A 26892-nucleotide genomic window follows, 5' to 3' on the forward strand; every position below is an offset into this window, starting at 1 on the left:
TACACTGACGCCGGCGTCAGTTCAGCAGGGGCTGGGTACAAGGCGCGCTTCACGAGGGCGAAACATGAGCTCCCACGATCTGATCATCGGCATGGACGTCGGCTCGACGACCGTCAAAGCCGTAGTCCTGCACCCTGACACCCTCGACATCCTCTGGGACGACTACCAGCGCCACCACACGAAACAACCCGAGAAGGTGCTCGAGCTGCTGCAGGCGATCTTGGCAGCGTTCCCCGACCAGCCGCGTGAAGCCTGGCGCATCTTCCTGACGGGCTCCGGCGCGGGTCCGCTGGCGCCGCCGACCGGCGGCAAGTTCGTCCAGGAAGTCAACGCCGTGACCCTGGCGGTCGAGCGCAAACACCCCGATGTGCTCAGCGTCATCGAGCTCGGCGGACAGGACGCGAAGATCATCATGTTCCGAGAGGACAAGAGCACCGGCCAGAAGACCGCGCTCACCTCGATGAACGACAAGTGTGCGAGCGGCACCGGCGCCACCATCGACAAGTGCATGATCAAGGTCGGCGCCGAGCCGGGCTTCGCCACTTCGCTCCACTTCAACGACGAAAAGCTGCACCACGTGGCTGCCAAGTGCGGAGTCTTCGCCGAAACCGACATCGTCAACCTGGTCAAGTCGGGGATCCCGAAGGACGAGGTCCTGAACTCCCTCGCCGACGCCATCGTGCTGCAGAACCTGTCGGTGCTGACACGCGGCAACACACTTCGAGGACGCGTGCTGCTCTTGGGTGGCCCGAACACCTACCTGCCCTTCCTGCGCGAGTGCTGGCAGAAGCGCATCCCGGAGACCTGGCGCGACCGCGGCTACGACTACCCGAAAGAAGTGCCGATCGAGGAGCAGATCTTCGTACCAGAAAAGAGCGATCTGTACGCCGCGTTCGGCGCGGCCGCGTACGGCCTGAGTGAGGGCGGCGACGCAGGCCGATTCACAGGCATCGAGACCCTGGAGCAGTTCATCAACCACGGGCGCCGTGCTCGCCTCGGCGAACAAGCCGGCCCGCCACTCTCCGTCGGCCAGACCGAGACCAGTGACTTCATCGAGACCTACAAGATCCCGCGCTTCGAGCCCGCCCGCTTCGAGAGAGGGCAGGTCGTGCGCGCGGTCATCGGGCTCGATGGCGGCTCGACCAGCAGCAAGGCCGTGCTGGTCGACGAAGAAGGCAGCATCGTCGCCAAGGCGTACCAGCTCTCGGGGGGCAATCCGATCAAGGACGCCAAGGAGCTCATCGCTCAGCTGAACGAACACGTCGTGAGCCAAGGCGCGACGCTCGAATGCATCGGGTTCGGGGCGACGGGATACGCCGCCGACGTGCTGGACGAGTGTGTGCTGGCAGACGTCAACGTGGTCGAGACCGTCGCGCACATGATGAGCGCGGTGCACTACTTCGGTGACGTCGACGTGATCTGCGACATCGGCGGGCAGGACATCAAGGTCCTGTTCATGAAGAACGGCGACATCCAGAACTTCAAGCTGTCGAACAGCTGCAGCGCCGGCAACGGCATGCTGCTGCAAGCGATGGCCGACCAGTTTGGCCTGCCGGTCACGGAGTACGCCGAGAACGCCTTCAAGGCCGAGCTCGCGCCGAAGTTCTCCTACGGCTGCGCGGTGTTCCTGGACACCGACCGGGTGAACTTCCAGAAGGAAGGTTTCCAGAAAGAGGAGCTGCTCGCCGGGCTGGCGCAGGTGCTACCGAAAAACGTCTGGCAGTACGTGGTGCAGATCCCCCGCCTCGCCTCGCTTGGCCGCAAGTTCGTGCTCCAAGGTGGCACTCAATACAACATGGCGGCGGTCAAGGCGCAGGTCGACTACATCAAACAGCGCGTTCCGGACGCGGAGGTCTACGTGCATCCCCACACCGGTGAGGCCGGCGCGATCGGCGCGGCCATGGAGACGCTGCGTCGCTTCAAGCGCGTCGGCACCACGCGCTTCATTGGCGTCGAAGGGCTGCTCAACCTCGAGTACACGACCAAGAACGACGAAGAGACCGTGTGTCACTTCTGCGCCAACGAGTGCAAACGCACGTTCATCGACGCCCGGCGACCGGATGGCTCGAACGCCCGCTACATCTCGGGCTTTTCCTGCGAGAAGGGCACCGTCGAGAGCAAAGACGCAATGCACGAGCTGGTCGCCGCGCGCAAGAAGATCGCCGCCCAGCACCCCAACCTGGTCGAGTACGAAGGGCGTCACGCCTTCCAGCACTTCTACGAGCCGGCTCCGATGCCGGAAGCGGGCTCACCGCTCGAGGACGTGCGGGTCAAACGCGGGCTGTTCCGGGTCAAACGCGAGACGTTCACCCGGGCGTTCGAGCGCTCGACGAGCGCCAGCTGGGCCGCTCGCAAGAACGTGCGCGTCGGCATGCCGCGTGTGCTGAACATGTACTCCACGGCGCCGTTCTTCCGCACCTATTTGGAGGCGCTCGGCGTGCCGAAACGCAACGTGATCTTCAGCGACCCGACCACCGAGGAGATGTGGGTGGAGGGTGGCAAGTACGGCTCGATTGACCCGTGTTTCCCCAGCAAGGTCGTGCAGGCGCACATCCACAACTTGCTGTTTCACAAACACGCGCCCGAGCGGCAGCAACCGCTCACCCACATCTTCTTCCCCATCCTGACCCATGTCCCGAACTTCGTCACGGACACGATGGACAACGCCTCGTGTCCCATCGTGGCGGGCACCCCGGATGTGATGAAGGCCGCCTTCACCAAGGAGGTGGACTTCTTCCAGCAGCGCAACATCGAGTACATCGACCCGGCGTTGTCGTTCACTGAGCCGACCTTGCTGGCGCAGCGTATGTTCGAGACCTGGGGCCCGCGCCTCGGCATGACCGAGGACGAGAACGACCACGCCTGTCGCGAGGGGTGGAAGGCGCTCGAAGCCTTCGAGCTCGACTTGCAGGAGAAGGGCCTCGCGATCCTCGAGACGGTCGAGCACGAGAACCGCATTGCAATCTTGGTGCTCAACCGCCCCTACCACTCCGATCCCGGGCTCAACCACTCGATCCCGGAGGAGTTTCAGGTGCTGGGCTACCCGATCATCAGCATCCGCTCGATCCCCAGGGATCCGGCGTGGCTCGCGCGGTTTTACCAGAAGGATCTGGGCGAACGCCGCATCAAGAGCGCGCTCGAGATCAACCACGTCTGGCCCGAGAACTACTCGGCCAACAGCGCACAGAAGGTCTGGGCCGCAACCTTCGCCTCACGCCATCCGAACGTCGCGGTCCTGGATCTGTCGAGCTTCAAGTGTGGCCACGACTCGCCCACTTACGGGTTGATCGACACCATCTTGCAGACGGCCAAGACCCCGGCAGCGGCGCTCCACGATCTGGACGCCAACAAACCTGGCGGAAGCATCAAGATCCGAGTGAAGACGTATGCCCACTCGTTGCGCATGCAGCTCGAGCGGCTGGAAGACCAAGCGCACAAACGCGCCGAGCTCGCCCAGGCCATCGATCAGAAACGTTTGGAGCTGCTCGAGCTCAAGCGGCAGCAGCTGGAGGGCGCCAAACGCTCCGACCCGAGCTTGAACCAGCAGATCGAGGAGCTTGGGGCGCGACTCCGGGCGTACGCGGCCCCCCCGGCCCCCATCGAGCTACCAAAGAACGTCGTCCGCCTCGGCAAGAAGCTGGACGGCCGCATCGTTCCCGTCGAGAGCGCACCAACCGCCGTCCCCGCTGAATGAACGCCCGCCACACAGACCAACAGGAAGAGACCAGGAGAACCGCATGACTCAGTCCGTATCGTTCGACCCCCCGAAGAAGCGCCTTCCTCTCGCCGACGTGGACGTGGACGCGGAGCTCCGTCAATTCGAGGCCGACGAGCGTGCGCGCCTCGGCCTAGAGGACCGCGAGCGCTGGGTGGAGGACATGGCCAACTTGGGTTTCACCAAGAGCGAGCGCGCGAACGTGACGTTGCTCGTGGGTGGCCTGACCATGGCCCACGATTATTTCGTGGAGGCGGCGCTGAAACGGGTCGGCTATTCGGTGCTCGCCCTCGACGCTCCGGACAACGATGCGCTGCGCTACGGCAAAGAGTTCGGCAACCGCGGCCAGTGTAACCCGACGTATTTCACCGTCGGCAACCTGGTGAAGTTCCTGGTTCACTTGCGCGACGACAAGGGCATGAGCCCTCAAGAGATCATCTCGAAGTTCGTGTTCTTGACCGCTGGGGCGTGTGGGCCGTGCCGCTTCGGCATGTACGTCACCGAGTACCGCAAAGCGCTCCGCGACGCGGGCTTCGACGGCTTCCGCGTGATGTTGTTCCAGCAGCAGGGCGGGCTCTCCCAGGCGACGGGCGAGGAGAGCGGGCTCGAGCTGAACCCGAAGTTCTTCCTGGCCTTGGTCAAGGCGATCCTCGCGGGTGATGTGTTGAACGCCGTCGGTTACCGAATTCGTCCATACGAGGTCGAGGCCGGTGCCACCGATCGCGCCATCGACGAGGCAAAACGCATCTGTCACGAGGCGCTCTCGAACGGCAAGAGCATCCTCGGCGCGCTGTACCGCTCGCGAAAGGTGCTGGAGCAGGTCGAGGTCGATCGCACCATGATCAAACCCCGCGTGGCCATCATCGGGGAATTCTGGGCGATGACGACCGAGGGCGACGGCAACTACCAGTTGCAGCGCTTCCTCGAGAAAGAGGGGGCCGAGGTCGACATCCAGCTGGTCACCGCCTGGCTGCTCTACAACATCTGGGAGGTCACCTGGGACACCGAGAATCGCGCCGAGCTGCGCGCCGACGACGGCGGGCGATTTGGCCACAAGGGTCTCGGAGAATACGGCGTGGCCAAGCGCAAGGCAGCGCTCTGGGCAGCTGACAAGGGGCTGCGTGTCGTGTTCCAGACCTACGCGTGGTTCGGTGGTCTTCACGGCTACCACCTGCCGAACATGGCCGACGTCGCCGACGCCGCCATGCCGCACTACAACAACGATCTGCGGGGCGGCGAAGGCCACATGGAGGTCGGCAAGCTCATCTTGAACGTGGTCAAACAGAAGGCGACCATGACGCTCAGCGTGAAGCCGTTTGGTTGTATGCCGTCGGGCAGCGTGAGCGACGGCGTGCAGTCCTTGATCACCGAGAAGTACCCGGGAACGATCTTCTGTGCGGTCGAGACCAGCGGCGACGGCGCGGTGAACTTCTACTCGCGCGTACAGATGTACCTGTTCAAGGCGCGCCAGGCGGCAGAGGCGGAAGTTCTGGCAGCCCTCGCCTCGACCGGGCGTGATCTCGAAACGACGCGCGCTTACCTCCGAGCGCACCCCCGGCTCGCGTCGTCCTTGCACCGCGCGCCCCACGCCGGCGGCTGCACTACGACGGATCTCGTGAAAGAGGCGGCGCACCTGGCCGCGACTCCGCTCTGGCGCCGCAGCGCCACCAGTCTGAGCAAGAACGCGGCGCTCGCGGGCCGTGGCCTGCTTGGGGCCGCGAAGGCAGCTCCAAGGGCGCTCACCCTCGCCGCCCGCGCGAGCCTCGAGCTCCGGGACATCGCCAAGGAGAACGGGCCGGCGGTCGTCGACGAGACCTTCGCCAAGGCCAAGGCGCGTTTGATCGAGGTCGCGTTTGGGCTGAAATCGGACCCGGCTTCGCAGGTCGCCGCCGCGGCGGGCTGAGCCCGGCACCAACTCGACCGCGCGTGAGGGCGGGTGGTATGCTTCGGCCAGCATGCCGGCGCCCTCCCCGCTTCGCCTTCGCGTGTGGTTCGTCGTGGGCGCCCTCGCGGCCACCGGCTGCCTGAAATCCCTGGACGAAGCCCGGATCGACGAGAAGAAGGACGGCAGCGCAGGCGGCGGAGTTGCCGGCGGCGGCGCGGGGGGCGCGAGCGGCAGCGGCGGCACCAGCGCGACCGGCGGCAGCGGCGGCACCGGCGCGACCGGTGGCAGCGGCGGCGCCGGCGGCAGCGCCGGGACCGTGCCCTACGATCCCACGAAGTTCCCCGTCACCAAGCTGTGGGCGGGCACAGCCCCCATCGTCTTCGGTGTGGACGAGACGGACGTCTTCCACTCGGTCGCGGGTGTCGCGAGTTCCGCGCTGACGCGGACACCGGTAGCCGGAGGCACCCCCGAGACGCTGCCCCCCACCCTGGAGAAGCCGGGTGCCATCGCCGTGCCGTCGACGTCGACGTTTCTCTTTGCGGTCGGCGGCCGCAACTCCGGCGCCGGAGGCAGCTTGGTCCGGACTACCAAGGCCGGCGGAGTCAAAGACGAGATCACGATCCCGAGCGCGAGCTTGCTCGCTGCGCGTGGCCTGTACGTGGCGACCGACGGTTTTGCCTATGTCACCTTCGATACCGACGCGACGCACAGCGTGGGGGTCGCACGGTTTGGGCTGGCCTCGGGCGTGCAGACCGGAACGGCGATCTTCACCGGTACGGGCAGCGAGACCGGAGGCGCCGTGGTGGCCAGCGGTAGCTGCGTGTATTTCGTGGCGTCCGGCGGGATTTGGGTGATGCCGACCGGAGGCGGCTCCCGCAAGAGCGCACTCTCGAACGCAGTGACCGACGCCATTGGCCTTGCGGCCGACGCAGCCAACTTCTACTTCACGCGGGGCGATGGCAGCGTTTGGGCCCGAACGCTCTCGGGCACGACGTGTGACGGGACCGGGAGCGCGGAGAAACAACTGGCCAGCGGCTTCGTCAACATCGGTCCGATCATTCGCTTCAAGTCCGCTCCGCTCGTGGCCTGGACGGCGCGTGGAGACGACGCCCAGGGCTTCGAAGGCGGCGGCGTGTTCATCGTCTCGCCCGGCGGCGGAGCCGTCACCCAGATCGGTCCCAAGGAGTCCGGACCCGAGTCCCTCGCGGACGGTCCCTACGACGTCGTTTTTTCCACCAGCACCGGCGAGCTGCGCAAGGTGCCCAAGCCTTAGCCAATCTCTCCCGCGCCGCTCACTGGGCGGCGGGCTTGAAGACCCACGCTCCGCCGTTCGTGGCGCTCGAACCGTTGCCCCAGGTGCCGGAGATCTTTCCGTCGTCCTTCTTGGCGAGCTTGGCTTTGCCGCTGGCGCCCGGCTCGTCCCAGTCGCACTCCAGCTCCTTCTCGCCCACGACCTTGCAGTCCATTGAGCCGCTCTTGCCGGCGTAGAGGCAGTTCACGTTGCGCTTGACCTGGGTGCACTTCGCCTTGCCCCAGTTCGAGATGTAGGTCCCCCGGAAGTCTTCGATCTTCTCTTCGGGGGCGGTCGGAGCGGGCGGCGGTAGTGGCGCCTCTGCCGTCACCGCCGGGGGTGGAGGAGGATCTTTCTTGCAGGCGAGAAGCGCGGAAAAGACCAGCACTGAACCAAGCCACTTCATCCGCATTTTCGTCTCCTGGAACGACGGGAGTCTCGGGCAGAGACCGCGACGGGTCAAGTCAGACACCGATCGTGACGTCGTCCTCCGTGTCGTCGGCTCGCCACGGTTCGGTGGACAGACCAATACTCTCGATCATGAACGTCGAGCCGGCGCGTGTCAGCATGTCGGCCAGCGCCGCCGAGGCCGTCGCGACCGCGAGCAGGGACGCAGATGGTGAGAACTGGCCTTCGACGGTGCTGACGTGCGCCTGCCAGACCAGCATGTCGGCGCGCTGCAAGTCGAAGGAGTGACCGAGCTCGACTGCACCGGTCGGGTTCGCCGCGTGAAGGTCGAGGATTTCGGAGGCCCAGCGCGCCGCCCGAATCCCGGCCACGCGCGCCAAGACGAAGGCCCGGCCGTCCATGAAGAGCGGCGATCTTAGCTGGGTCAAGGTCTCACCCGACATGCGAACCTCTGCCCGGGCGAGCGTGCCCGTCCAGCCAAAGCTCGGCAACAGCTGGCCGACCTCGCGGCGGCTGAGCGCCATCTCCTGCAGCGCGCGCCAGAACAGCCGCGTGTTGTTGGCGAGCAGGGCGAGCACGTAGCGATCCAGACCGGAGAGTGCGCGCCACAGCTCCAAGCTCACGCTGCGGCCAGGCCCAAGTGCGTGTCCAACGGCTTGCGGCACCTCGTCCGTCGGCGGGTCCGGAATCGAGGCGATCAGCTTCATTTCTCGGATCGGCGCGGCATTCATCAACTTCTGGATGCGTGACAGCTCCACGGCGTCCGCTGCCCCCGCCAGCACCAGATCGCGGCGCAGCTCCGCCGACATCGACAGCCAGCCTGCGCGTGACAGGGTCACTCCCGCGAGGCGCATTGCCCGCAAGGCGGCGAGCGGGGTCCTCGACAGGTCCGCCTCCGAAATGTCCTCGAACACGTAGATGAGCTTTGCCATCCGCCACCGAAGATCCTATCACCGCGCCCCGAACCGAGTCATGACCCAGAAAAAAGACAACGACCGGATCGTCTTCCACGTCGCCGGCCCCGATCGTCCCGGCGTCACCGCTCGCATTGCCGAGATCGTCGCCAAGGAAAAAGCGCTCCTGGTGGACATCGGCCAGAGTGTGCTCCACGGCTACTTGACGCTCTCGGCGATCGTGGAAATCCCCGCCCATTCGGCGGCGCTCAGGGAGATCCTGTTCTTCGCGTCGGAGCTCGGCCTCCGGCTCGAGGTGTCCAAGTTCATGCCGACTCAGGGCCTGCGCTCGGATGCACCTCCGGGCCTGTGTGTCACGGTGCTGGGCCAGCTCGCGGACGGCCAGGCGGTTGCGGCCATCACTCGAGAAATGGCCGCCAAGAACATGAACATCGGTGAGATCCGCTCGCTCTCCGACGACGACCTGGATGGGCTCGAGCTCTTGGCGGAGCTGCCGCCCGGTCCAAACCTCGGGCCCGACGAGCTCGCGGAGCTGCGAGGCTCGTTCCTGACGCTCGGGGCGGGGCTGGGGGTCGACCTCGCGGTGCAGCGCGACGACATCTACCGCCGGAGCAAGCGCATCGTCGTGATGGATGTCGACTCGACGTTCGTGAAGGGTGAGTTCATCGACGAGCTCGCGGGGCTCGTGGGTGTCAAGGAGCAGGTCGCCGCGATCACCGCCCGGGCGATGCGTGGAGAGCTGGACTTCAAGAGTGCCCTCGGCGAGCGCGTCAAGCTGCTCGAAGGGCTCAGCATGGAGCGCGCACTCGATCTGGCATCGAAGTTCGAGCTCACGCCGGGCGCCGAACGCTTCGTGCGAACGCTGAAGAGCTTGGGCTTCCGGGTTGGGCTGGTCAGCGGCGGGTTCGACTTCTTCGTCGAGCCGCTCAAACAACGCTTCGGCCTCGACTTCGCGTTCTCGAACGAGCTCGAAGTGCAGAACGGCGTTCTGACCGGACGTGTGCTCGGCACCATCGTCGACGGCGAGCGCAAGGCCCAGGTGCTCAGGGACATGGCCAAGGTCTACAAGTGCCGCATCGAGCAGACCGTGGCCATCGGTGATGGCGCCAACGACATGCTCATGCTCAAGGCGGCCGGGCTCGGTATCGCCTTCCGCGCCAAGCCCAAGCTGCAGGCCGTGGCCGACATGAGCCTCAACCATCACGAGCGACTCGATACGCTGCTCTACCTGATGGGCTTTCACGCCCGCGACCTACGCAGCGTCGAGTAATCGAGCGCCGATGGCCAAGCTCCGCCCGCTGCCGCTCGTGTTGCCGTCGGACGAGCTCACCGGCATCGCGCCGCCCGCCTTCGAGCGCGCGGTCGCGCGGGCGAGACCGGGCGACGCGCTGCACCGGGGTCTGCTCCACCTGTGCGCCAGCATCTGCGAAAACACCGTGGTTGCCTGCGCTCCGCCGAGCGCCCGCGCAGCGGTCCAGCACGCGCTCGCGACGCTCTCCGACTTCGCCGGGCAGAAGCTCGGCGAGGGCGCGGTGAAGAAGGCGCGCGCCGAGCTGTTCTCGGCGCTGATGCCCCTCGAGCGCGCCACCGCAGACGCCGTGCGCGCTTCCTTGTCGACCGAGGCGCGCCCCCCGGGCCAAACGACGCTGATCGACCCCCACGCCGACAGCGTCGTGGTGCGCCACGCAGCACTAGCAGCGCACTACGCTGCGAGCGCCGCGGTGCTCAGCCTGGATGCGGTGGCGGAGCCTCGAGAAGCCGCTCGCGTGCCGGCTCAGGCGGCTGGCGCGCTGGCGTATCGTTACGTGGGGCTCGGCCCGGCGCGCTCCGCGAGTGTGCGGAAGAACGCCTGCGACCAGGCGGCCTTCGAGAGTGAACGCCCCGGCGCAGCCGACGGGCACGGCGTCGGCGCGCTGGCCATCCAGCTCTTCCACGAATTCCTGGGCGCGTACTGGAAGGACGTGAGCGACGGCGAGCGCCTGCGCCTGTTCGAACTGGTCCTGTGGGCACTGCCGCCCGACCAGCAAGCGAGCTGAGCGAACGCGCAAGCCTCAGCGCTTGCGCGCCAGGAGCAGGCCGTCACCGATTGGCAGCAGGCTCTGGGTCACACGTTCGTCCGCCGCTACCTTGGCATTGAGCGCCCGGATGGCCTGGGTGTCGGCGTCGTTGTTCTCGGGATCAGCAACGTCACCGCTCCAGAGCGCGTTGTCGACTGCGACCAGCCCCCCGACACGCAGGAGCTGCAGGCTGCGCTCGTAGTAGGCGCCGTAGTTCCCCTTGTCGGCGTCGATGAACACGAAGTCGAAGCCGCCGGCTTCACCCTGTTCGATCAACGCATCGAGGGTCTGGAGCGCCGGGGCGATCCGCAAGTCGATCTTGTGTTCGACACCTGCGCGCGGAAAATACCGCCGCGCCACGCTGGTGAATTCTTCACTCACGTCACAAGCCACCAGGCGCCCGTCGTCGGGCAGAGAGAGCGCCACGGAAATCGCGCTGTAGCCGGTGAAAACGCCGATCTCGATGGCACGTCTCGCCCCCACCAGCTCGACCAACAGGCCCATGAGCTGACCCTGCTCAGGCGCAATTTGCATGCGCGCGAGCGGCAGCTTCATCGTCTCTTCTCGGAGCTCTGCGAGCACGCGCGGTTCGCGCACGGTGCCGAGCAGATACTCGTGAATACGGTCGGTGACTGCGAGGGTGCGGTTGGACATCGGAGAAATTCGTTTCGAGACTCTAATAGCCAGGGGTCAGGGCGCAGCGCAGAACTCCCGGACCAACTCCGAGAGCACCTCGAAGCCCCACTTGAACCCCTCGATCGGGATGCGTTCGTCGTGGCCGTGGTACATGCGCGTGAAATTCAGGTCGGCCGGCAAACGCACCGGCGAGAAGCCGTAACACACAGCGCCCAGCCTGGCGTACGCAAACGAGTCCGTGAAACCGGGAATCATGTAGGGCACAACCGTACCGTCGGCGTCGTGGCGGCCCACGGTCTCGACGATGGCGTCGTAGAGCGGTGTGCGCGTCTCGAACACGGTGCCGTCGTGTTGCTCCAGAATGTTCAGGCGCAGGTCGCGGCCGATCACGTCCTGGACCTCGGCCAGGAACTCTCCAACCGAGAGCCCCGGCACCACCCGCCCGTCGAGCTCGGCCCGAGCCTCGGAGGGGATCACGTTCACCTTGCGTCCCGCCCGCAAAATGGTCGGCGACACGGTGTTTCGCAGCATGGCGTTGATACCGCGCGCTTGATCCGGATTCTGCCGCTCGATGGTATCGAGCAAGAACCCCGCGAGACGGGGCTCGAGCACCATGGGCAGCAACTTGTTCTGCGGAAAGGGCGCGCGCCGCGCCAGCGCGCGCAGGAAACTCTCGACCACGGGTGTGACGTGTTGCGGTAGTCGGGTGCTCCCGAGCGCCTCGATCGCACGACTGAGCTTCACGACGGCGTTGTTCGGGTGGGGCATCGAGCCGTGCCCGGGCTCGCCCGTGGCTACCAGCTCGAACCAACAGATGCCCTTCTCGGACACCTGCACCGGATAGAAGCGCGACGACCCCATGTGCAGCGTGTGCCCCCCGACCTCGTTGAGCACGTACTCGGCGCGCACCAGGTCCGGGTGTTGATTCACCAAGAAGAGCGCGCCCTTGTTGGAGCCAGCTTCTTCGTCCGCGACGCCGGCGAAGATCACGTCACGCGCGAGCTTTGCGCCGGAGCGCTTGAGCGCGATCAGGGTCATGGCGCTCATCGCCACCATGTTCTTCATGTCGATGGCGCCGCGTCCCCAGACACAACCGTCCGCCTCGACGGCGGCGAACGGGTCGTGGCTCCAATGTTCGCGATCGGCTGGCACGACGTCGAGGTGACCGTTCAAGAGCAGCGGGCCTCTTTCACCCGTGCCGCGCAGGCGCGCGACCACACTTGCGCGCGTCGGCTCACTCTCGAGCACCGTGTGTTCGATCCCTTCGCGTTCGAACAGGCGGGCCAGGAGCTCAGCGGCCGGGCGCTCGTTGCCGGGGGGGTTGGTCGTGTCGATTCGAAGCAGCGCCTTGAACAGCTCGAGCGCCTCTTCGCTGGCTTTTCCTTGGTCGATCGCGGACATGGCGAGGAGGACGGCATGCTACCGGAATCCGGAGCCAAGCGTGGTAATCTGTCGCGTCCCATGTCCGCGTCCAGCGACGAGACCGCGCCCACGTTTCCGGAGCGCGTGGGGCGTTACGAGCTGCTGTTGCCCATCGGAACGGGGGGCATGGCGACGGTGTACCTCGCGCGGGTCGCGGTGGTCGGGGATGTCCACCGCGAGGTCGCGCTGAAGCTGCTGCACCCGTTCATGCAGGCCGAGGGGCGAGAATCGTCGATCTCGCTCATGGAGGAAGCCAAGCTCGCGGTCAGGATCCGCCACCCCAACGTGGTGCCGGTGATCGAGGTCGGAGACGGCCCACACGGCGTGTTCCTAGTCATGGAGTACGTCGAGGGTGACACCTTGAGCGGGCTGCACCGGACCGTTCGCGCCGATGGACACATGCTCCCGCTCAGGATCGCTGGCCGGGTCTTGATGGACGCGCTCGCCGGGCTGCACGCAGCCCACGAGCTGAGGGACGACGATGGCGTGTCCCTCGAGCTCGTGCATCGCGACTTCAGCCCCCAGAACATCTTGGTGGGCAGCGACGGTGTCAGCCGCCTGACCGATTTTGGTGTCGCGAAATCGGCCGGACGCGTCAACGTGACGACCTCGGGCATCATCAAGGGCAAGGTCGCCTACATGGCGCCCGAGCAGGCGCTGGGGAAGAAGGTCGATCGGCGTTGTGATGTGTGGGCTGCGGGGGTCGTCGCCTGGGAGATCTTGGCCGGCCAGCGCCTGTACAAACAAGAAGATCAGCTCGCGACCCTGCTGAAGATCGTGAACGAACCGCCGCCGCGCTTGAAGACCGTGCGCCCGGAGATCGCGTCGGAGCTGGACCAGGTGATCGCCGACGCGCTGACCATGGATCTCGAACAGCGCATCCCGAACGCCGCGGCGTTGCGGCAGCGCTTGACCGAAGCATGGCGAGCGGCGGGGGGTCTGGCGGACGCTCAGGAGGTCGGCGAGTTCGTCGATTGCACCGCACGCCAGAAGATCAGCGCGCGGCGCGAGCAGGTGAGTCGGGTCATCAAACTTCGCGGCAGCCTCGCGAAGGTCAGCAACGCCGCATCCCGAGCCGCCCACGAGTCTTCGGGGAGTCTCAGCACCCGTGGCCCGGGCAACGAAGACACCACGAGTGCCATTTCGGCGTCGAGCATCGGGGCCGCGAACCCGGGCCGCATCAGCGCCGATTCCATGGCGGGCCTGCGCCCCGCCGAGCGGAGCTACCGCGGACTGTTCATCGGCGCGTTGGTGGTCGCCGCAGGCGCCGTCGGGTTCGCCATCTGGATGGGCGGGCGGACCCCGAGGGCCGAGACCGTGACCAATACCCCCCCCCCAAGCTCAGCGCCGGCGAGCACGCCGGCCACGCCCGCGAGCCCGAGCCCGAGCGCGGTCGCCGCCGCCACGCCGTCGACCGTTGAGCTCTCGGTCGAGTTTAACGCGCCGCTCAAGGCGCTGAAGGTGAACGGGCGACACATCAGCCTCGAACCGCACGCCCGCCTGGCACGGGTGACGCTCAGTGCCGACGAGCGGAAGAAGAGCATCGAGCTCGAGGGGGTCGCCGAGGACCAGCGGAAAACGCGCACGACCGTCGAACCTGGGGCCGAAGCAGCGCGCCTCACCTTCAGCGAAGTGAAGCACCCCGCTGCCGCTGCCCCCGCCGGCCAAGTCGTGCGAGACTCCCCCAAGCCTCCGGAGCTGCCCGGACTGGCGCCGACCCCTTACGAGAAATGACGCGCCGACATCCCTCGCTCGCCTCTCTGCTCGGGGCAGCCCTCGTGTTTTCGGTCTGCATGCACGCCCCGAGTGCGCGCGCCGACGAAGCGGCGGACTGGGACAAGAAGGCCCGCGCTGCCTTCGAGAAGAAAGACTTCGCGGGCGCGGCTGCTGCCTTTGAAGAGGCCTATCGCGTCAAACCCCACCCGGCGACCAAGTACAACGCGGCGCTGGCGTGGGAAAAGGGCACAGAGCTCGCGCGCGCGGCGGATGCTTTCGAGGCCGCGCTCAACAGCGAGGGACTGGACGAAGGGCGTGCCAAGGCCGCACGAGCGCGCCTGGCAGTGTTGAAGCCGATGCTCGGTTACGTGTTCGTCGAGAAACCCATCGGCGCGACGATCAGCAGCGACCACGTCACCGAGGCTCCCATTCCCACTCGGTTTCATCTCACACCAGGTGAGCACCAGCTCGTCTTGAAGCGACGTGACGGCTCCACGGCGGAACGAAACGTGACGCTGCGAGCGGGCGCCACTCTTACCGTCGAATTCGAGGCCGCCGATCTGGCAGCCGACACGCCGCCGCCGACGCCGCCCAAGGCCGCGCCGGTTGCGGCCCCGAAACCACCCCCGGAGAAAGCTCCGGCGAAATCCGAATCATGTACGAGCTGCACCTGGGGCTGGGTCAGCTTGGGTGTGGGTGTGGCAGCCGCAGGCGCCGGAGCTTTCTTCGGAGTGCAGACTCTGTCGGCCAAGAGCGAGTTCAACGACTCGGGAAAGACCGACGCCGACGCGCGCGATCGGGCGATCAACAATCGCACGCTGTCCAACGTTGCGTTCGGCGTCGCGGCGGTCGCCGGCGGCGTCGGGCTGTATCTGATCTTCACCGGCAAGAAGACCCCAGACGAGGCCGGAAGCGCGAGCGTGGCAGTCGGACCGGGCTCCGTGAGCGGCCGCTTCCGGTTCTGAGAGGTACGTTTCATGACCCCCAGCTTGGTGACCGGTGGCTGTGGCTTCCTCGGAAGCTCGATCGTCAAACAGCTCGTTCAGGCCGGCCGGAGCGTGCGTGTGCTCGCGCTGCCACACGAGGTGGCGGACAACCTGCGCGGTGTGGACGTCGAGCTGGTTCGGGGAGACATCAGGGACCGCGAGGCCTGCGAGCGCGCGGTCGCAGGGTGTGAGACCGTGTTCCACGCCGCCGCCATTTACAAAGCGTGGGCTCCCGACCCGACGGACATGTATCGCGTCAACCTGAGCGGCACGTTCAACATGCTCGAAGCGTCACGTCGCGCCGGGGTTCAGCGCGTCGTCTACACGGCCAGCATCGTGTCTCTGGGGCGCCCAGCGAAGGGCGGCCTCGCGGACGAGAACACCGCCTATGAGGCCTGGGACATCGATTTCCCCTACAGCCGCTCGAAGTATCATAGCCGCGAGCTGGCCGAAGACTTCGCGCGCTTTGGGCTCGACGTGCGCATCGTGTGTCCCGGCGTGGTGCTCGGCCCGGGGGACATCACGCCAACTCCGAGCGGTAAGCTCATCCTGAACACGTTGAAGGGCGGACCGCCGGTCTACATCGACGCCGGCGCGAGCTACGTCGACGTGCGCGATGCCGCCCGCGTGCACGTGCTCGCGGCTGACAAGGGTCGGCCTGGAGAACGCTACATCGCGACCGCGCACAACCTGACCGCCCTCGAGTTCATGCAAGCAGTCGACGACGTGGCGGGCCGCTCGCGGCGCTACGTCAGGGTTCCGACCTCGGTCGCGCGCGGACTGGTCAAGGCGATGGAGGCCGCGGCGCGTCGCACGGGCAAAGAACCGCTTTTGTCGCGCAACTTCTTCGAGTACAGCACGTTGCCGTGTTTCTGCACCGGCAAGCGTGCGGAGCGTGAGCTCGGGGCGACCTACCGCCCGCTCTCCGAGACCCTGCACGATGCCATCGCGTACTTCCGCGAACGCGGCCTCGCGTGAACGACCCGGCCTCTCCGCCGCTCAGTAGTGCGGGGGCACGTCGTCCTTCGCGTCGCGGGTGGCGCCGGGTTCACCGAGCTCCAGCAGGCGCTTCTCCAGCGCCTTGAGCCGGCGCTCCAGCTGTTCGATGCGCTGCTCCTGTCGATAGACGACGTCGCTCACCTCGCCGAGGGTCTTGTCTTGATGTGTGTAGCGGACCTCAAGCTCGACCAGCCTCCCGTCCGTGCCCCCGCGGTCCTCGGCGCCGGTTCCGTCTTTCACGGGCCCGAGTGTAGCGCGCCTTCACCCGCCGGTCCGAGCCCGCTTCATTTTGGAAGAAACCGGCTACACTCTCGGGACAGCGGACCTTACCGCGCGGAGGTGTTTGATGTTCAGGCGCTCGATGCTCAGTTCGATTTCTGTGGTCTCCCTCGTGGTCGTCGCCTGCGGCGGCAGTAGCGACGACGGCGGTGGCGGCAAGACGCTCAGCATCGAGGACCTGCCCGCGGAGTACGCCAAGGCTCAGTGTGGTCTGTACAAGAAGTGCTTTGGTGACGTCTTCGGCCTGTTCAGCAAGGGTGAAGACTGCGAGACCCTCACCAAGACACGGGTCGAGAGCTCTTCTCTGGGGCAGCTCGCGGCGGGCGTCGCTGCCGGCAAGATCAAATACGACGGCGCCAAGGCCGCCGACTGCCTGGCGGAGATCGCTGCGCGGAGCTGCGACGCCCTGGCGCAGCGCACGAGTGAGGCCTGCGATCTGGCGGCCGAAGGCAGCGTCGCGGCCGGCGAGAGCTGCGACTACGACTTCGATTGTGTAGGCTCGCTCTACTGCAAATTCGACAGCGCCTGTCCGGGCAAATGCAGTGAGCGCCAGCCCGCCGGGGCTGGTTGCAAGCGAGACGACGACTGCCAGGACGGCCTGGTGTGCGGCGGTGCGACGCAAGCCTGCGTAAAACCCGGCGCGGTCGGCGACGCTTGTGGCGGGGGCGTGGCGCCCGAATGCGCGCCGACGCTTGCGTGTGCAGGCGCGAGCGCAGCGACTCAGACCGCCGGAAAGTGCAAAGCGTTTTCGGACGTGTTCAGCGGGGGTCCCGGCAGCGCCTGCTCGTTCAAGGAACTCAACCTCTGCACGGCCGACCAGAGTTGTGTGTTCGAAGGCACCCCCCCGACCACCGGCGCGTGCGCGAAGAAGGTGGCTTCGGGCGCGGCCTGCAAGCGCGCGTCGATCCCGAGCGCCTGCCCTGCGGGTGAGTACTGCGACGGCGGCGCGGCCTCGGCGGATGGCACGTGCAAGGCCCTGCCGGGCGCCGGGGAGCCGTGTGCCACCGAGCTCGGCGATCAGGTGTGCGCCCCCTACACCCGCTGCGACGCCGGCACCTGCGTGGCGCTACAAAACAACGGTGGCCCGTGCAAGAGCGATCAGGCTTGTTACAGTGAGACCTGCGTCGGGGGGGTCTGCAAGATCAACGCTTGCCAGTGAGCGGCGCGCGGAGCGGTCTCGCCGTTCAAGCCGCGAACTTCGCCGAGAGCGCTTCCTCTGCGAGCTCGTCGAAGCTCATGCGCCGAGCCCGCTCTCGGTCACTCTCGGTGTAGAGCCGCGCCAGCAGCGTGCGGTCGATCCCCACGATGCGCTCGATCAGGCGGCCGAAGACCAGGCGGGCCACCGGGTGTTCGTTGTAGACGTCCTGCAGAGCCTGCAAGAAACGCGTGAATGGGTGCTCCTGAACGCCGGGTTTGGTCCCCAAGATCTGCATGCGCTTGAAGGCTTCTTTGATGCGGCGCCCGCTGGGGTCCGTCAGGGTCATGGGCTCGAAGAACACCCCCCGAAAGAACGGCGCCGCCCGGTACATCAACCCGGCCAAAGCCAGTGCACCTTTGACCCGATGAGCCAGCCGGGGTTTCGGGCGCCGCGCCAGATCCCGTCGATACTCGGGCGACGAGTAGTACTCGGTCATGCGGAAGTCGACGGCGATGTGCCGTGACTCGTCGCGATTGATGAGCTCCATTGCACTCGCGCTCATCTCGTCACCCACGAAGTCGTTGATCGAGCGCAGGAGCGCCACGTCCAGCACGAGCTCGCCCGCCGTGATGTAGGCGTTGGCTATCTCCGGGGAGAGGTAGCGCACGGCGTTGACGAAGTGCGGGGTGAACTTCACGAGCGCAGGATTGAGCTGGTAGACCTCGTATTTGTGCACATCGTAGAAGTCCGCCAGCATCTGCGCTGCGTGCGCGTGCCTCACTTCATCTTTGACGAAGCTGGCGAAGATGCGCCGCAGCGTGGGGTCGTCCGTGTGTTTTTGCTGCTGCGCGAAGAGCGCGCCTGCCAGGCGTTCGATGCCCGCCATGTCGGTGAAGTACTGGACGATGGCGATCTCGTCCTCGCGGCTCATGTCCCGCGGACGTTTGCTGAAATCGAGATCACCGACTTTCCACTGCTCGCGTTCACATTTTTCGAGCATCGCCTCGAGATCCATCGCGCTCCCTCGTTTCGTCGTTCGAGGATAGCGCCCCGGGCGACGCGAGGCGCGCGTGCAGGTGGCGGTATGTAGGTGAACTGGATCCAGAGACACACCTCTGGCGCGCGACAGTGAAACGTTACGGCTGTGCTGAAATGGTTCAGCCTACCAAAACCTGAAACTCTCTGATCCGACGTGCTTTTGCCGATAATTCGTGTATCGTCTCGCGACCGTTCCGGACAGCCGGTCGGGGCGAAAGGGAGCAAATGGTCGACCTCAACTCGTCACCTACGAACGAAAAGCCGAACCTCGACGTACTTTTCCCAAACCTGAAGCGACCCAGTGCGGCCTCGAAATCGCCGCGCTTCATGGCGCCGGCTGCCGCCGCGTCGAGTCTGCTCAAAGGTGCGCCGGTGTCGGCTCGAGTCATCCCGCCGCCGCCCAGCCTGCGATCGCAGCCGGCCAGCGTGAGGGCGCCGTTGAGTGTCAGGCCAGCGACGCCGAAGGCCCCCGCGAGTGTGAAGCCGCCGCCGCCCAGCGCGCGCAAGCCGGAGATGTTCGAGGAGGTCGAAGCGGAAGAGCTGCTCGCATCGGCACCCGCTCACCTCGAACCGATTCGACCGGTCGACGACGAGTACGTCGACGAGGGTCCGACGATCGCGCTGCACTCGCCGCTCCTCGGTGCACCCGCGACCGCCCGCCCGATCGCATCGTCGGCGCCGCGCGCGTCGAGCTCCACCCCTCCTCCGGTCAGCCGCCGGGCAGCGCCGCCGCCTTCCAGCGCGGGCAAGCTTCCACCTGTCCCGTCCGCGCCGAGCGCGTCCAGACTTCCTCCGGTTCCGACGCCGCCGCCGTCCAGGCAAGATCTCGCCGCGCCGAGCGAGCCGATGATCCCGCCTGCGCTCCCGCCCGTGGTGACCGAAGTAGAGGCAGAGCTGAAAGCACCGGTGAGCTCCAAGGCTGCCCGTGCGTCCGCCGCGGCGAGCCTGCTTGCTCCGAGCGGCACAGCTCGCTCCTACGCGCCGCCGAGTGTGCCCCCGTCGGTTCCGCGTCCGCGCAGCGCGCTCGAGACCATTCCGGCGAGCCGCGCCCACAGTCTGATGCCGATGGCAGCGAGTGTGCCACCGCCGCCGGTCACCACCGCGCAGCCGAAGGGCAACACCGGCTTGGTCTTGTTGGCCGCTGCAGCAGCGCTGTGTGTGGTTGGGGCCCTGGGTGTCGCCGCCGTCAAAGGTGGGTCGGCGCTGGGAATTGGTTCGCCCAAGACCGGCGCCCTCGCGGTCACGGTCGCTGGGCCAGGCGGCGCAAAGGTCGACGGACTGCGGGTCCTCGTCGACGGCGTCGTCCAGTGCGACACTGCCCCGTGCCGCCTCGGCGAGCTCAGCGCGGGCACGCACTTCATCAGCGCGGAGGCGCCCGGGTTTTCGACCACGGCGGCCCGCGCCGTTGCCGTCGAGCGCGGGGCCGAGGCTGCCTTGCACGTCGATCTCGTGCCGGTCGCGCCGCAGGCCGCGGCAGAGCAGCCGAAGATCTTGGCTGGGGGCACCTCCCTCGACGACCTGAAGGCCGAAAGCCCGGCGGCGGACCGCACCGAAGCCAGGCCGGTCGCACAGAGCCCGGCCAAGATGGAGCGAACTGCCAAGGCCGACAAACCCGAAGCGAAGAAGGCTGCCGACGCCAAAGCCGACACCAAGAACGCCGGCGCGACGCAGGCGATCGAGGGCGGCACGCTGAACATCAACTCGATCCCGATGGCCAACGTCGTGCTCGACGGTCGACCCATGGGCTCGACCCCGCTGATCGGTCTCAAGGTGAGCGCAGGGCCGCACTCCGTGGTCTTCATTCACCCCGAGCACGGACGGAAAGCGTCGGGCACCACGGTCAAGGCAGGTGGCTCTGCGACGGTTGCCGTGCGTTTCTGAGCGAGCTTCCGTTCGGCGCACGTAGCGAAAGCTGATCGGCACACGAGGCGAGTGGCGGCGACGTCACTCGCCTCGACGCATTTGGGGATGCTTCAACCCTTCTGGGCTCGTTTTTTCGTCGCCGGCGGCTTCACCTTCGCGGGCGGTTTCGCCTTTGCGGGCGGTTTCGCCCTTGCGGGCGGTTTCGCCTTTGCGGGCGGCTTCGCGGGTGACGATGGTTTTGCACTGGGCGCCTTCGACACCGGCGGCCTACCGGATGCGGGGGGTTTGCTCGGTGACGGTTTCTCGGCTGGCGCGGATGGCTTGTGAGTGCGCCCAGACTTGGGACCCACGACTTCGCGCACGAGCCACTCGCGATACCTGATCACCTGCCAGGTCTTTTCGCGCGGCGCACACCAGCGGTTCTGCTTGGGGAAATTCAGACCCTGGTACGCTGCCAACCAACGGGGCAACGCGGCGCTCTTCACCTTCTCGAAGCACAGCTTGCGGTTGTCGCTGATGATACGCGCCATGGTGCGCAGGTTCGTCTCGGCGTCGAGCAGCGACTTCTTCTCCGCCTGGCATTCAGCGCTCGGATTGTTCACCGGGTCGTCGTCGCCCCGGCATGCCCCGATGAAACGCGCACGGATCTGACCGAGTCCGTAGTCCTCGCCGTTCGGCGAGACCACGTCGGGATGCCACCCGCTCTCGTTGTGGACGATCGCGACGGCGGTCAACGGATCGAAATCTCGTTGTTTGGCCTCTTCCTGAACGACCTTCGCGAACCGCTCCGCCTCTTCGCGCGGCAGATCCGGCCGTGACAGCAGGATGGCGGAGACGATGACGGCAATCGGGCGCAGCATGACGCACTACTCGGGAAGGCGCGGGACCCCAGTCGGTAGCAGAGGCGTCGTACCAGGAGCAAATTCGGCAGCCCGAATCGGCGGAATCATGCGGGAAATTTCCGCAAGCTCGTGCCCGTGGCAAGCGCCGCTCGCCCAGAGCCCGCTCGGATCATTTCGTCGCCGATGACGACGCGGACCAAACTGCATTAGGCTGCCGCCCATGCAGAAGCTGAAGAAGGAGGACCGCCTGCTCCTCCTCAAGTTCGTGTGTGCGTTCGCCTGGGCCGATCTCGAGGTGAAGGCGAGCGAGAAGGCGCTGGTCAAGAAGCTGGTGGGAAAGCTGAAGCTCGACGCCGACGAGAAGAAAGAGGTCGAGCAGTGGTTGAAGACGCCACCGCGAGCCGAAGAGATCGACCCCAACAAGATCCCTCGAGCACACCGCAAGCTCTTCTTGGACGCCGCACGCGACATGATCGCGGTGGACGGCGAGATCGACGACAACGAGCGCGAGAACTTGGACCTGCTCGAGCAGCTCCTGGTCTGAAACTTCAGCGCTTGCCGATGGTAACTTCGGACGCCAGCTGAAGCGTGGTCCCGTCCAGGCCCGGCAGATCCAGCTTCATGTTGCGCGTCATCTCGAGCCGACCGGTCGGGTAGACCTCACCGAACCGGAACACGAGCTCGCCGCTGCTCCTCGCAGTCGCGGTCTCGTCCGTGCTGCCGGCGGGGATCTGCGTGCGCGAAAGCCGGGTGTGCGCGGACTTCTTGTCGAGCGAGGTCAGCTCGTACGAGCTGACCTGGCGAACGGGACCGTCCTTTTCGTTGACCAAGCTCGTGACTTGCCAGCGCGCGCCCAAGCCAACCGCCTCCTCGGGAAACGGGTCTCCCGTCTCCACCGGCGCATCACCGTCGGTCGCGCCCTCTTCGACGTGGAACTCCTTCATCACTCCGCGGCTGGTGATCCAGCCCCAGCCTGCGATCTTTTCCGGGGCGGCGCCGCCTCCGCCCATCAGGCCGCCGAGCGCGGCCGCCCCGCCGCCGCCTCCGCTCTTGAACGGGCCAGCCTCGAACTTGAAGCGTGCCTCGCCGGCTTTGTTCACTTCGACGATCTGCGCCTGCATCGGCGCGTTGATGTTGATGGTCGGCAGCGGCAGATTGGCACCTTTCACTCGGGTCTTCGCCTTCATGGCGAGCCGCTGCGTGTTCTTGCCAAAACGGTGCCTCAGCTCCCGGCGAGGTTCCGCACCGGCGTCGAGAAGTTTTACCGCGGGCCCCGCCTGCAGCTCGGTGTCCGTGGCATCGAGCGCTGTCGGCTTCCCGGCGCTCGCGCCGCCCTCACCGGCGCCCGCCGCCTGGGCGCCGAGCCCTTCGTCAGCGGGCGGACGCTGCGCGCCGCCGATCTGCGCCTCCTGCGTCTCGATGACCGGTGGCGGAGGCGGTTTGGCGGCGCAAGCCGCGAGAGCCAGCGAGAAGCCGGCCGCCCACCCCAGATACCGCCACCGGACTCGCATGGCTCAACCGTGGGGTTTGAACTCGGGCGGAACCGCCGACCCTTCACCGTAGAAGTAACGTTCGAGCTCCGTCATCCAGACGCGCTGGCCCTGCTCACTGGTGAGGTCCAGTCGAAACTCGTTGATGATCATCTTCGAGTGCTCGAGCCACCCACGCCAGGCCTCTTTGGACACGGTCTCGAAGACTTTTTCACCGAGCTCACCCTTGAACGGAGGTTTGTCCAGGCCTTCTGCCTCGCGACCGAGCTTCACGCATTGAACCGAACGCGCCATGCCCGCTTCTTGCGTCGGCGGGCCGGTGTCGTCAACCGTGAAGCGGCGGGGACGCGCTCCGCCTCAGTTCAACGTGCCGTCGGTCGCCATGTTCGGGCGCACGCTGGATTCGACCGAAGCCACTCGCTCCACCTCGAGCACCGCGGCCACCTCGTCGTCCATCGTGCCGGCCAGCATCTTGCCCCACATGATGAAGTCCGCAGCCAGGCTCCAGGCGGGATAACTGAAGGTTGCCGGGCGGTTCTTCTCGACGAAGAAGTGCGAAAACCACGCCGGCCCGTAGCCCGCCACGGGGGCCGCGAGCAGCAACGCTCGACTGCGACTGAGGAGCCCCGCGGCAGCACACCCCACGGCCAACGTGGTTCCCACGAAGTGGAACTGCCGCGTCAGCTTTCGGGAGTGCTGGCGCACGTAGAACGGCCAGAACTCTTCGAAGGATTCGATGCGCTTTTTCATGGGACCCATAGCCTGCCCGAGGATGCGCCATCGCGCCAGTCGCTCATCGAGTCAGCGCCTCCGCGACCAGACGGTCGAGCTCGGGCCCTCGCACGACCCGCGCGCGGACCGCGGTCACCTTTCCGCTCTTGCCCACGACCACCAGGGTGGGGAGGTTGCGCACCCCATACGCCGCGGCCACCCGGGTGCCTTCGTCAAAGACCATCGCGTAGGTGAGTGACGCCGACTTGACGAACGTCAGCGCGTCGTCGCGTTCGTCGCTGGTGTTGACGCCCACGACCACCACGTCGCCGCTCGGGTGAGCGCGCGAGAGTTGTTCGACGATCGGCGCCTGCTGACGGCAAGGCCCACACCAGCTCGCCCAAAAATCCAAGACCACCGCCTTGCCGGCAAGGTCTGCCAGGTGGAGGCGATTGCCCAGCTCTCCACCCGAGATGACGTCGAGGTCGAAGTCGGGCGCGGGAGCCCCTTCGAGGGGGCTCGATTTGCCGCCGCCCACCCGCGGCAACACCACCAGACCGAAGATCAAGCTGGCGGCGATGACCAAGACGATGGTCAACCAAGCCGTACGAGGCTCGTCTTTGCTCCGGTCGACCGATTCAGTCACGCTGCGGGCTTCGGTCTAACCGATGACGGCGGCCCCTGCCAGTCCCTCGCCTCGAGCACGGCTTGCGCGGCCGGAGTGCCGCTGGCCGGCAGCCGGACCCTCACGCGCGCACCGCCGAGCGGGCTCGCGTCCGCGACCACGGTGCCCCCGTGCTCGATGATGATCTTCTTGACGATGGCCAGGCCGAGCCCGGTGCCCTCGGTCTTGGTCGTGACGTAGGGATCGAAGATGGTCTCGCGCATTTCGGTGGGGATACCCGGACCGTCGTCGTCCACATCGATGACGAAGAACTCACCCTGCCGGTGCAGGCTGACCTTGACGCGGCCGCTCTCGGTCACGATGGCTTGACCGGCATTACGGATCAGGTTGAGCAGCGCGCGCCGGAGCATCTGTCGATCGAGGTGTACCTCAGCGGCGCCCTCCGGGAGCTCGAACTCGAGCTCGACGCCCCGGGGTAAGACGGCTCCGCGCTCGAGCGGTGCCTCCGCGTCCAGCCCTTCCTCGTCGACCACACTGATGCGCTCCCGCTGCTCGCGCAGAAATCCAGCGAGGTCCGCCAGTTCCAGCCGCGCCTGCGGCAAGCGTGCGAAGCTCGAGAACTCACCGACCAGCCGTCGCAACGTGCCGACCTCGTCCTCGACGATCTCACGCGTCGTGTCGAGCAGCTTGCGATAAGCCGCCTCATCCCCGTCGTAGCGCCGGTGGACCTCCTGAACGGCGAGCTGGATCGGCGTCAGCGGGTTCTTGATCTCGTGGGCCAAGCGCCGCGCCATCTCCTGCCAGGCCCCGATGCGCTGCAGGTACTCGATGCGCGCGCGGCTGGCTTCGACCTCACCGAGCATACGATTGAACGCGCGGGCCAGATCCGCGATCTCGTCGCTGCCGGCCTCGGGCACACGTATGGCGAGATCACCAGCGCCGACTCGCTTGGTCGCGACGGCAAGCTCTCCGATGCGGGACGACACACTGCGCGCCAGGAGAGTCCCCACGCCAAACGCCGCGAGAATGGTGATGCCGAGGAGCATGGCGAACGAGTAAACGTACGACTCCTCGTCGACCTCCCGCCGCTGCTCCATCTGTTTGTAGGTGTCGACGAACTGGCTCATGCCCTCGAGCTCCTCGAAGCGAGCTTTGTCTGCGGCGAAGACCGCCACCAGCTTGGCCACGTTCGCTGCCGGAGCCTCGGGTGCCTCGCCGAGTCCTGCGTCATCGGGCGGATCCTCAGGCTCGTATTGCTCGTTTCCGGTGTCCGGCGGCGGCGCTTGTTCGCCCAGAAAACGCGTCACCTCCAGCTTGTTCTCTTTCTTGGGATCGAGCGGTGCTCCGCGGTCGACTGCGGCGAGCAGCTTGCCGTCCGCAGCGTAGACACTCAGGGACACCACGCCGGGATAGCGTGCGAGATCTTTCTCCAGCTCACGCTTCGTCGCGGCAGCGTCCGCGCTTGCCACCGCGGTCCGGAGTGGCTGGCCCGCCGCGATGGCCGCTGCCGCGTTCCGCATCGACGCCTTCACCGTCCGCGCGAGCTCTTGATACAACCCGAGGGACTCGTCGAGGCGAGAGCCGATCTCGGGCAAGTAGAAGCGGGACGCCGTCTGGCGCACCATGCTGCGCGCCATCCAGATGGCGAACAACATCGGGATCAGAGCGGTCAGGCCGATGGCCAGTGCCAAGCGCCGACGGATACGCCCCGATTGGGCCACCTCAGGCGTCGCCCCCGCGGGAAAATAACTTCCGCAAGAGCAACATGGGATCAAATCCGAGGAGCTCGCGCACGTCGCGATCGACGTGGGCAAGCTCGCGGAAACGCGAGAACGCGGGCCCTAGCGGTCCGTCCGAGGTCAACCATGCCGAGGCACCCATGCGCTCGGCGAGCCCCCGGACTGCGACGAACGCGGCTCGCCCAACGTCCACACCCAGCGGCAACGCCACCGCCGGCACTGCGGGAGACAAGATGACGTCGCGCGCTGCGACCGCCGCTGCCCACGCCCCGGGAAGCGGCCGATGGAGCAAGGCCGAGAGTGTGTCGAGCTCGCCAAAACATCCGATCGCGAGCGGGCCACCCGCTTGCTCCGCCGCCCGCGCCAGATGCCGATAGTCACGCCTGAAATCCCCCGCGACGAGCCCCATCTCGGCGCGCAAGCGGTCGGGACCGAGGATCAGATCGAAACCCGCACCTTTGCGCCGCGCGAGGATGCTCGTGTACAGCTTGCCCTCGCGAAACACTCCCAAGAGGAGTGACTTTCCATCGGGACACAGCGCGTCGAACGCCCTGAGCAAGACGCCTTCGTGGGGCATCGGCCAAGCGTTGACCTTCCAAGGCCAAACACTCAGCTGACCCTCGGCCTCGAGCTCGCGCAGCACTGCAATGAAGAGCACGATCTGGTCCAGCGAATCCTGGTCGCGCCGCATCCTCGCTGCGACGCGCTCCATCAGCTCGTCGAGCGCGCCGCGCCTCAGCTCCGCCGCCCACCGGCAGCCGTAGCGTGCCGCCAATTCTTCGAGGGGCTCGGGCCACGGCTGAGCGCCGAGGTCGAGCCGCCCGAGCTCGGTGCCGAGGAGCTTCTTCAGTTGACCGTCCGCCGTCACGGCAATCACGCCGCCGCGGAGGCGAGCGTCCGCGCTGGCGCGTTCAGCACGAACATCGTCGCTGTTCTGCGCCGGCTCGCCACGATCAGCAGGCTCGCTGCGCTCGACCGCGGCTCGAGGCGCTTGGAACACCTCCGCCAGCCGCACCCAATCGTCGGTAGTGAACCCTTCGAGGCGAACGTCACGCGACAGCACGGCCCGGGAGTATACGCCTCGACACCCGCGATTCGGAGGACAATCAGGGGTTCAGGCGCGCGAGGGATCGGAAGT

At 66.6% G+C, this 26892-nt stretch carries 24 protein-coding genes; 11 read left to right on the top strand and 13 right to left on the bottom strand.

The window, feature by feature from the left end:
* The first annotated feature begins 64 nt into the window (after nucleotides 1-64).
* The 3 genes from IPI67_29105 to IPI67_29115 are packed head-to-tail and all read left to right on the top strand — an operon-like array spanning nucleotide 65 to nucleotide 6873.
* Complete coding sequence (locus tag IPI67_29105; protein ID MBK7584248.1) at nucleotides 65-3694, top strand: CoA activase; 3630 nt, start codon at nucleotides 65-67, stop codon at nucleotides 3692-3694.
* 43 nt (nucleotides 3695-3737) lie between these two features.
* On the top strand, nucleotides 3738-5618 hold the full coding sequence (locus IPI67_29110) for a 2-hydroxyglutaryl-CoA dehydratase (protein ID MBK7584249.1): 1881 nt from the start codon (nucleotides 3738-3740) through the stop codon (nucleotides 5616-5618).
* Between the two features lie 52 nt (nucleotides 5619-5670).
* Nucleotides 5671-6873, top strand: a complete 1203-nt coding sequence (locus IPI67_29115; protein ID MBK7584250.1) for a hypothetical protein — start codon at nucleotides 5671-5673, stop codon at nucleotides 6871-6873.
* Nucleotides 6874-6892: 19 nt separating this feature from the next.
* Here IPI67_29115 and IPI67_29120 read toward each other — a convergent pair whose 3' ends face one another.
* Together IPI67_29120 and IPI67_29125 are read right to left on the bottom strand one after the other, a co-directional pair.
* Nucleotides 6893-7303, bottom strand: a complete 411-nt coding sequence (locus IPI67_29120; protein MBK7584251.1) for a hypothetical protein — start codon at nucleotides 7301-7303, stop codon at nucleotides 6893-6895.
* A gap of 52 nt (nucleotides 7304-7355) precedes the next feature.
* Nucleotides 7356-8231, bottom strand: a complete 876-nt coding sequence (locus IPI67_29125; protein MBK7584252.1) for a hypothetical protein — start codon at nucleotides 8229-8231, stop codon at nucleotides 7356-7358.
* A gap of 40 nt (nucleotides 8232-8271) precedes the next feature.
* Between IPI67_29125 and serB the strand changes: the two genes are divergently transcribed.
* Nucleotides 8272-9483, top strand: a complete 1212-nt coding sequence (serB, locus tag IPI67_29130) for a phosphoserine phosphatase SerB (protein MBK7584253.1) — start codon at nucleotides 8272-8274, stop codon at nucleotides 9481-9483.
* Between the two features lie 10 nt (nucleotides 9484-9493).
* Nucleotides 9494-10249, top strand: a complete 756-nt coding sequence (locus tag IPI67_29135) for a hypothetical protein (GenBank protein MBK7584254.1) — start codon at nucleotides 9494-9496, stop codon at nucleotides 10247-10249.
* A gap of 15 nt (nucleotides 10250-10264) precedes the next feature.
* On the opposite strand, the gene IPI67_29140 is transcribed toward IPI67_29135, so the two are convergent.
* Together IPI67_29140 and IPI67_29145 are read right to left on the bottom strand one after the other, a co-directional pair.
* Nucleotides 10265-10924 carry a class I SAM-dependent methyltransferase gene (locus tag IPI67_29140; GenBank protein ID MBK7584255.1) on the bottom strand — a complete coding sequence of 220 codons (660 nt, stop codon included), beginning with the start codon at nucleotides 10922-10924 and terminating at the stop codon, nucleotides 10265-10267.
* A 36-nt stretch (nucleotides 10925-10960) separates the two neighbouring features.
* A complete protein-coding gene (locus tag IPI67_29145; protein ID MBK7584256.1) occupies nucleotides 10961-12307 on the bottom strand; it encodes a M20/M25/M40 family metallo-hydrolase in 1347 nt (448 codons plus the stop codon).
* Nucleotides 12308-12367: 60 nt separating this feature from the next.
* On the opposite strand from IPI67_29145, the gene IPI67_29150 reads away from it, so the two are divergent.
* The 3 genes from IPI67_29150 to IPI67_29160 are packed head-to-tail and all read left to right on the top strand — an operon-like array spanning nucleotide 12368 to nucleotide 16008.
* Nucleotides 12368-14062 (top strand): protein kinase, encoded by a 1695-nt coding sequence (locus tag IPI67_29150; protein MBK7584257.1) that lies wholly within the window; start codon nucleotides 12368-12370, stop codon nucleotides 14060-14062.
* Complete coding sequence (locus IPI67_29155) at nucleotides 14059-15009, top strand: hypothetical protein (GenBank protein MBK7584258.1); 951 nt, start codon at nucleotides 14059-14061, stop codon at nucleotides 15007-15009. Before IPI67_29150 ends, IPI67_29155 begins: the two co-directional genes overlap by 4 nt.
* Nucleotides 15010-15021: 12 nt before the next feature.
* The gene (locus tag IPI67_29160; GenBank protein MBK7584259.1) at nucleotides 15022-16008 is read left to right on the top strand and encodes an NAD-dependent epimerase/dehydratase family protein; all 987 of its coding nucleotides are present in this window, start codon (nucleotides 15022-15024) and stop codon (nucleotides 16006-16008) included.
* A gap of 21 nt (nucleotides 16009-16029) precedes the next feature.
* Here IPI67_29160 and IPI67_29165 read toward each other — a convergent pair whose 3' ends face one another.
* Nucleotides 16030-16269 carry a SlyX family protein gene (locus IPI67_29165; GenBank protein ID MBK7584260.1) on the bottom strand — a complete coding sequence of 80 codons (240 nt, stop codon included), beginning with the start codon at nucleotides 16267-16269 and terminating at the stop codon, nucleotides 16030-16032.
* Between the two features lie 121 nt (nucleotides 16270-16390).
* Here IPI67_29165 and IPI67_29170 point away from each other — a divergent pair, with 121 nt between their 5' ends.
* Nucleotides 16391-17467 (top strand): hypothetical protein, encoded by a 1077-nt coding sequence (locus IPI67_29170; GenBank protein MBK7584261.1) that lies wholly within the window; start codon nucleotides 16391-16393, stop codon nucleotides 17465-17467.
* A 25-nt stretch (nucleotides 17468-17492) separates the two neighbouring features.
* On the opposite strand, the gene IPI67_29175 is transcribed toward IPI67_29170, so the two are convergent.
* Complete coding sequence (locus IPI67_29175; GenBank protein ID MBK7584262.1) at nucleotides 17493-18461, bottom strand: hypothetical protein; 969 nt, start codon at nucleotides 18459-18461, stop codon at nucleotides 17493-17495.
* Nucleotides 18462-18856: 395 nt separating this feature from the next.
* Between IPI67_29175 and IPI67_29180 the strand changes: the two genes are divergently transcribed.
* A complete protein-coding gene (locus tag IPI67_29180; GenBank protein ID MBK7584263.1) occupies nucleotides 18857-20365 on the top strand; it encodes a hypothetical protein in 1509 nt (502 codons plus the stop codon).
* A gap of 92 nt (nucleotides 20366-20457) precedes the next feature.
* On the opposite strand, the gene IPI67_29185 is transcribed toward IPI67_29180, so the two are convergent.
* Nucleotides 20458-21207: a transglycosylase SLT domain-containing protein gene (locus tag IPI67_29185; GenBank protein ID MBK7584264.1), complete on the bottom strand. Its 750-nt coding sequence runs from the start codon at nucleotides 21205-21207 to the stop codon at nucleotides 20458-20460.
* A 202-nt stretch (nucleotides 21208-21409) separates the two neighbouring features.
* Between IPI67_29185 and IPI67_29190 the strand changes: the two genes are divergently transcribed.
* Complete coding sequence (locus IPI67_29190) at nucleotides 21410-21733, top strand: TerB family tellurite resistance protein (GenBank protein ID MBK7584265.1); 324 nt, start codon at nucleotides 21410-21412, stop codon at nucleotides 21731-21733.
* A 4-nt stretch (nucleotides 21734-21737) separates the two neighbouring features.
* Here IPI67_29190 and IPI67_29195 read toward each other — a convergent pair whose 3' ends face one another.
* The 6 genes from IPI67_29195 to IPI67_29220 form a co-directional block, all read right to left on the bottom strand.
* Nucleotides 21738-22700, bottom strand: a complete 963-nt coding sequence (locus IPI67_29195) for a hypothetical protein (protein ID MBK7584266.1) — start codon at nucleotides 22698-22700, stop codon at nucleotides 21738-21740.
* A gap of 3 nt (nucleotides 22701-22703) precedes the next feature.
* On the bottom strand, nucleotides 22704-22973 hold the full coding sequence (locus tag IPI67_29200; GenBank protein ID MBK7584267.1) for an oxidative damage protection protein: 270 nt from the start codon (nucleotides 22971-22973) through the stop codon (nucleotides 22704-22706).
* Nucleotides 22974-23036: 63 nt separating this feature from the next.
* Entirely contained in the window at nucleotides 23037-23429 is a 393-nt protein-coding gene (locus tag IPI67_29205) for a DUF962 domain-containing protein (GenBank protein MBK7584268.1), read from the bottom strand.
* A gap of 43 nt (nucleotides 23430-23472) precedes the next feature.
* Complete coding sequence (locus tag IPI67_29210; protein ID MBK7584269.1) at nucleotides 23473-24036, bottom strand: TlpA family protein disulfide reductase; 564 nt, start codon at nucleotides 24034-24036, stop codon at nucleotides 23473-23475.
* Complete coding sequence (locus IPI67_29215) at nucleotides 24033-25706, bottom strand: HAMP domain-containing protein (GenBank protein ID MBK7584270.1); 1674 nt, start codon at nucleotides 25704-25706, stop codon at nucleotides 24033-24035. Before IPI67_29215 ends, IPI67_29210 begins: the two co-directional genes overlap by 4 nt.
* A gap of 31 nt (nucleotides 25707-25737) precedes the next feature.
* Nucleotides 25738-26817 (bottom strand): hypothetical protein, encoded by a 1080-nt coding sequence (locus IPI67_29220; GenBank protein ID MBK7584271.1) that lies wholly within the window; start codon nucleotides 26815-26817, stop codon nucleotides 25738-25740.
* Nucleotides 26818-26892: the final 75 nt, after the last annotated feature.

The organism is Myxococcales bacterium (assembly GCA_016706225.1).
Classification (GTDB): Bacteria; Myxococcota_A; Polyangia; order Polyangiales; family Polyangiaceae; genus JADJKB01.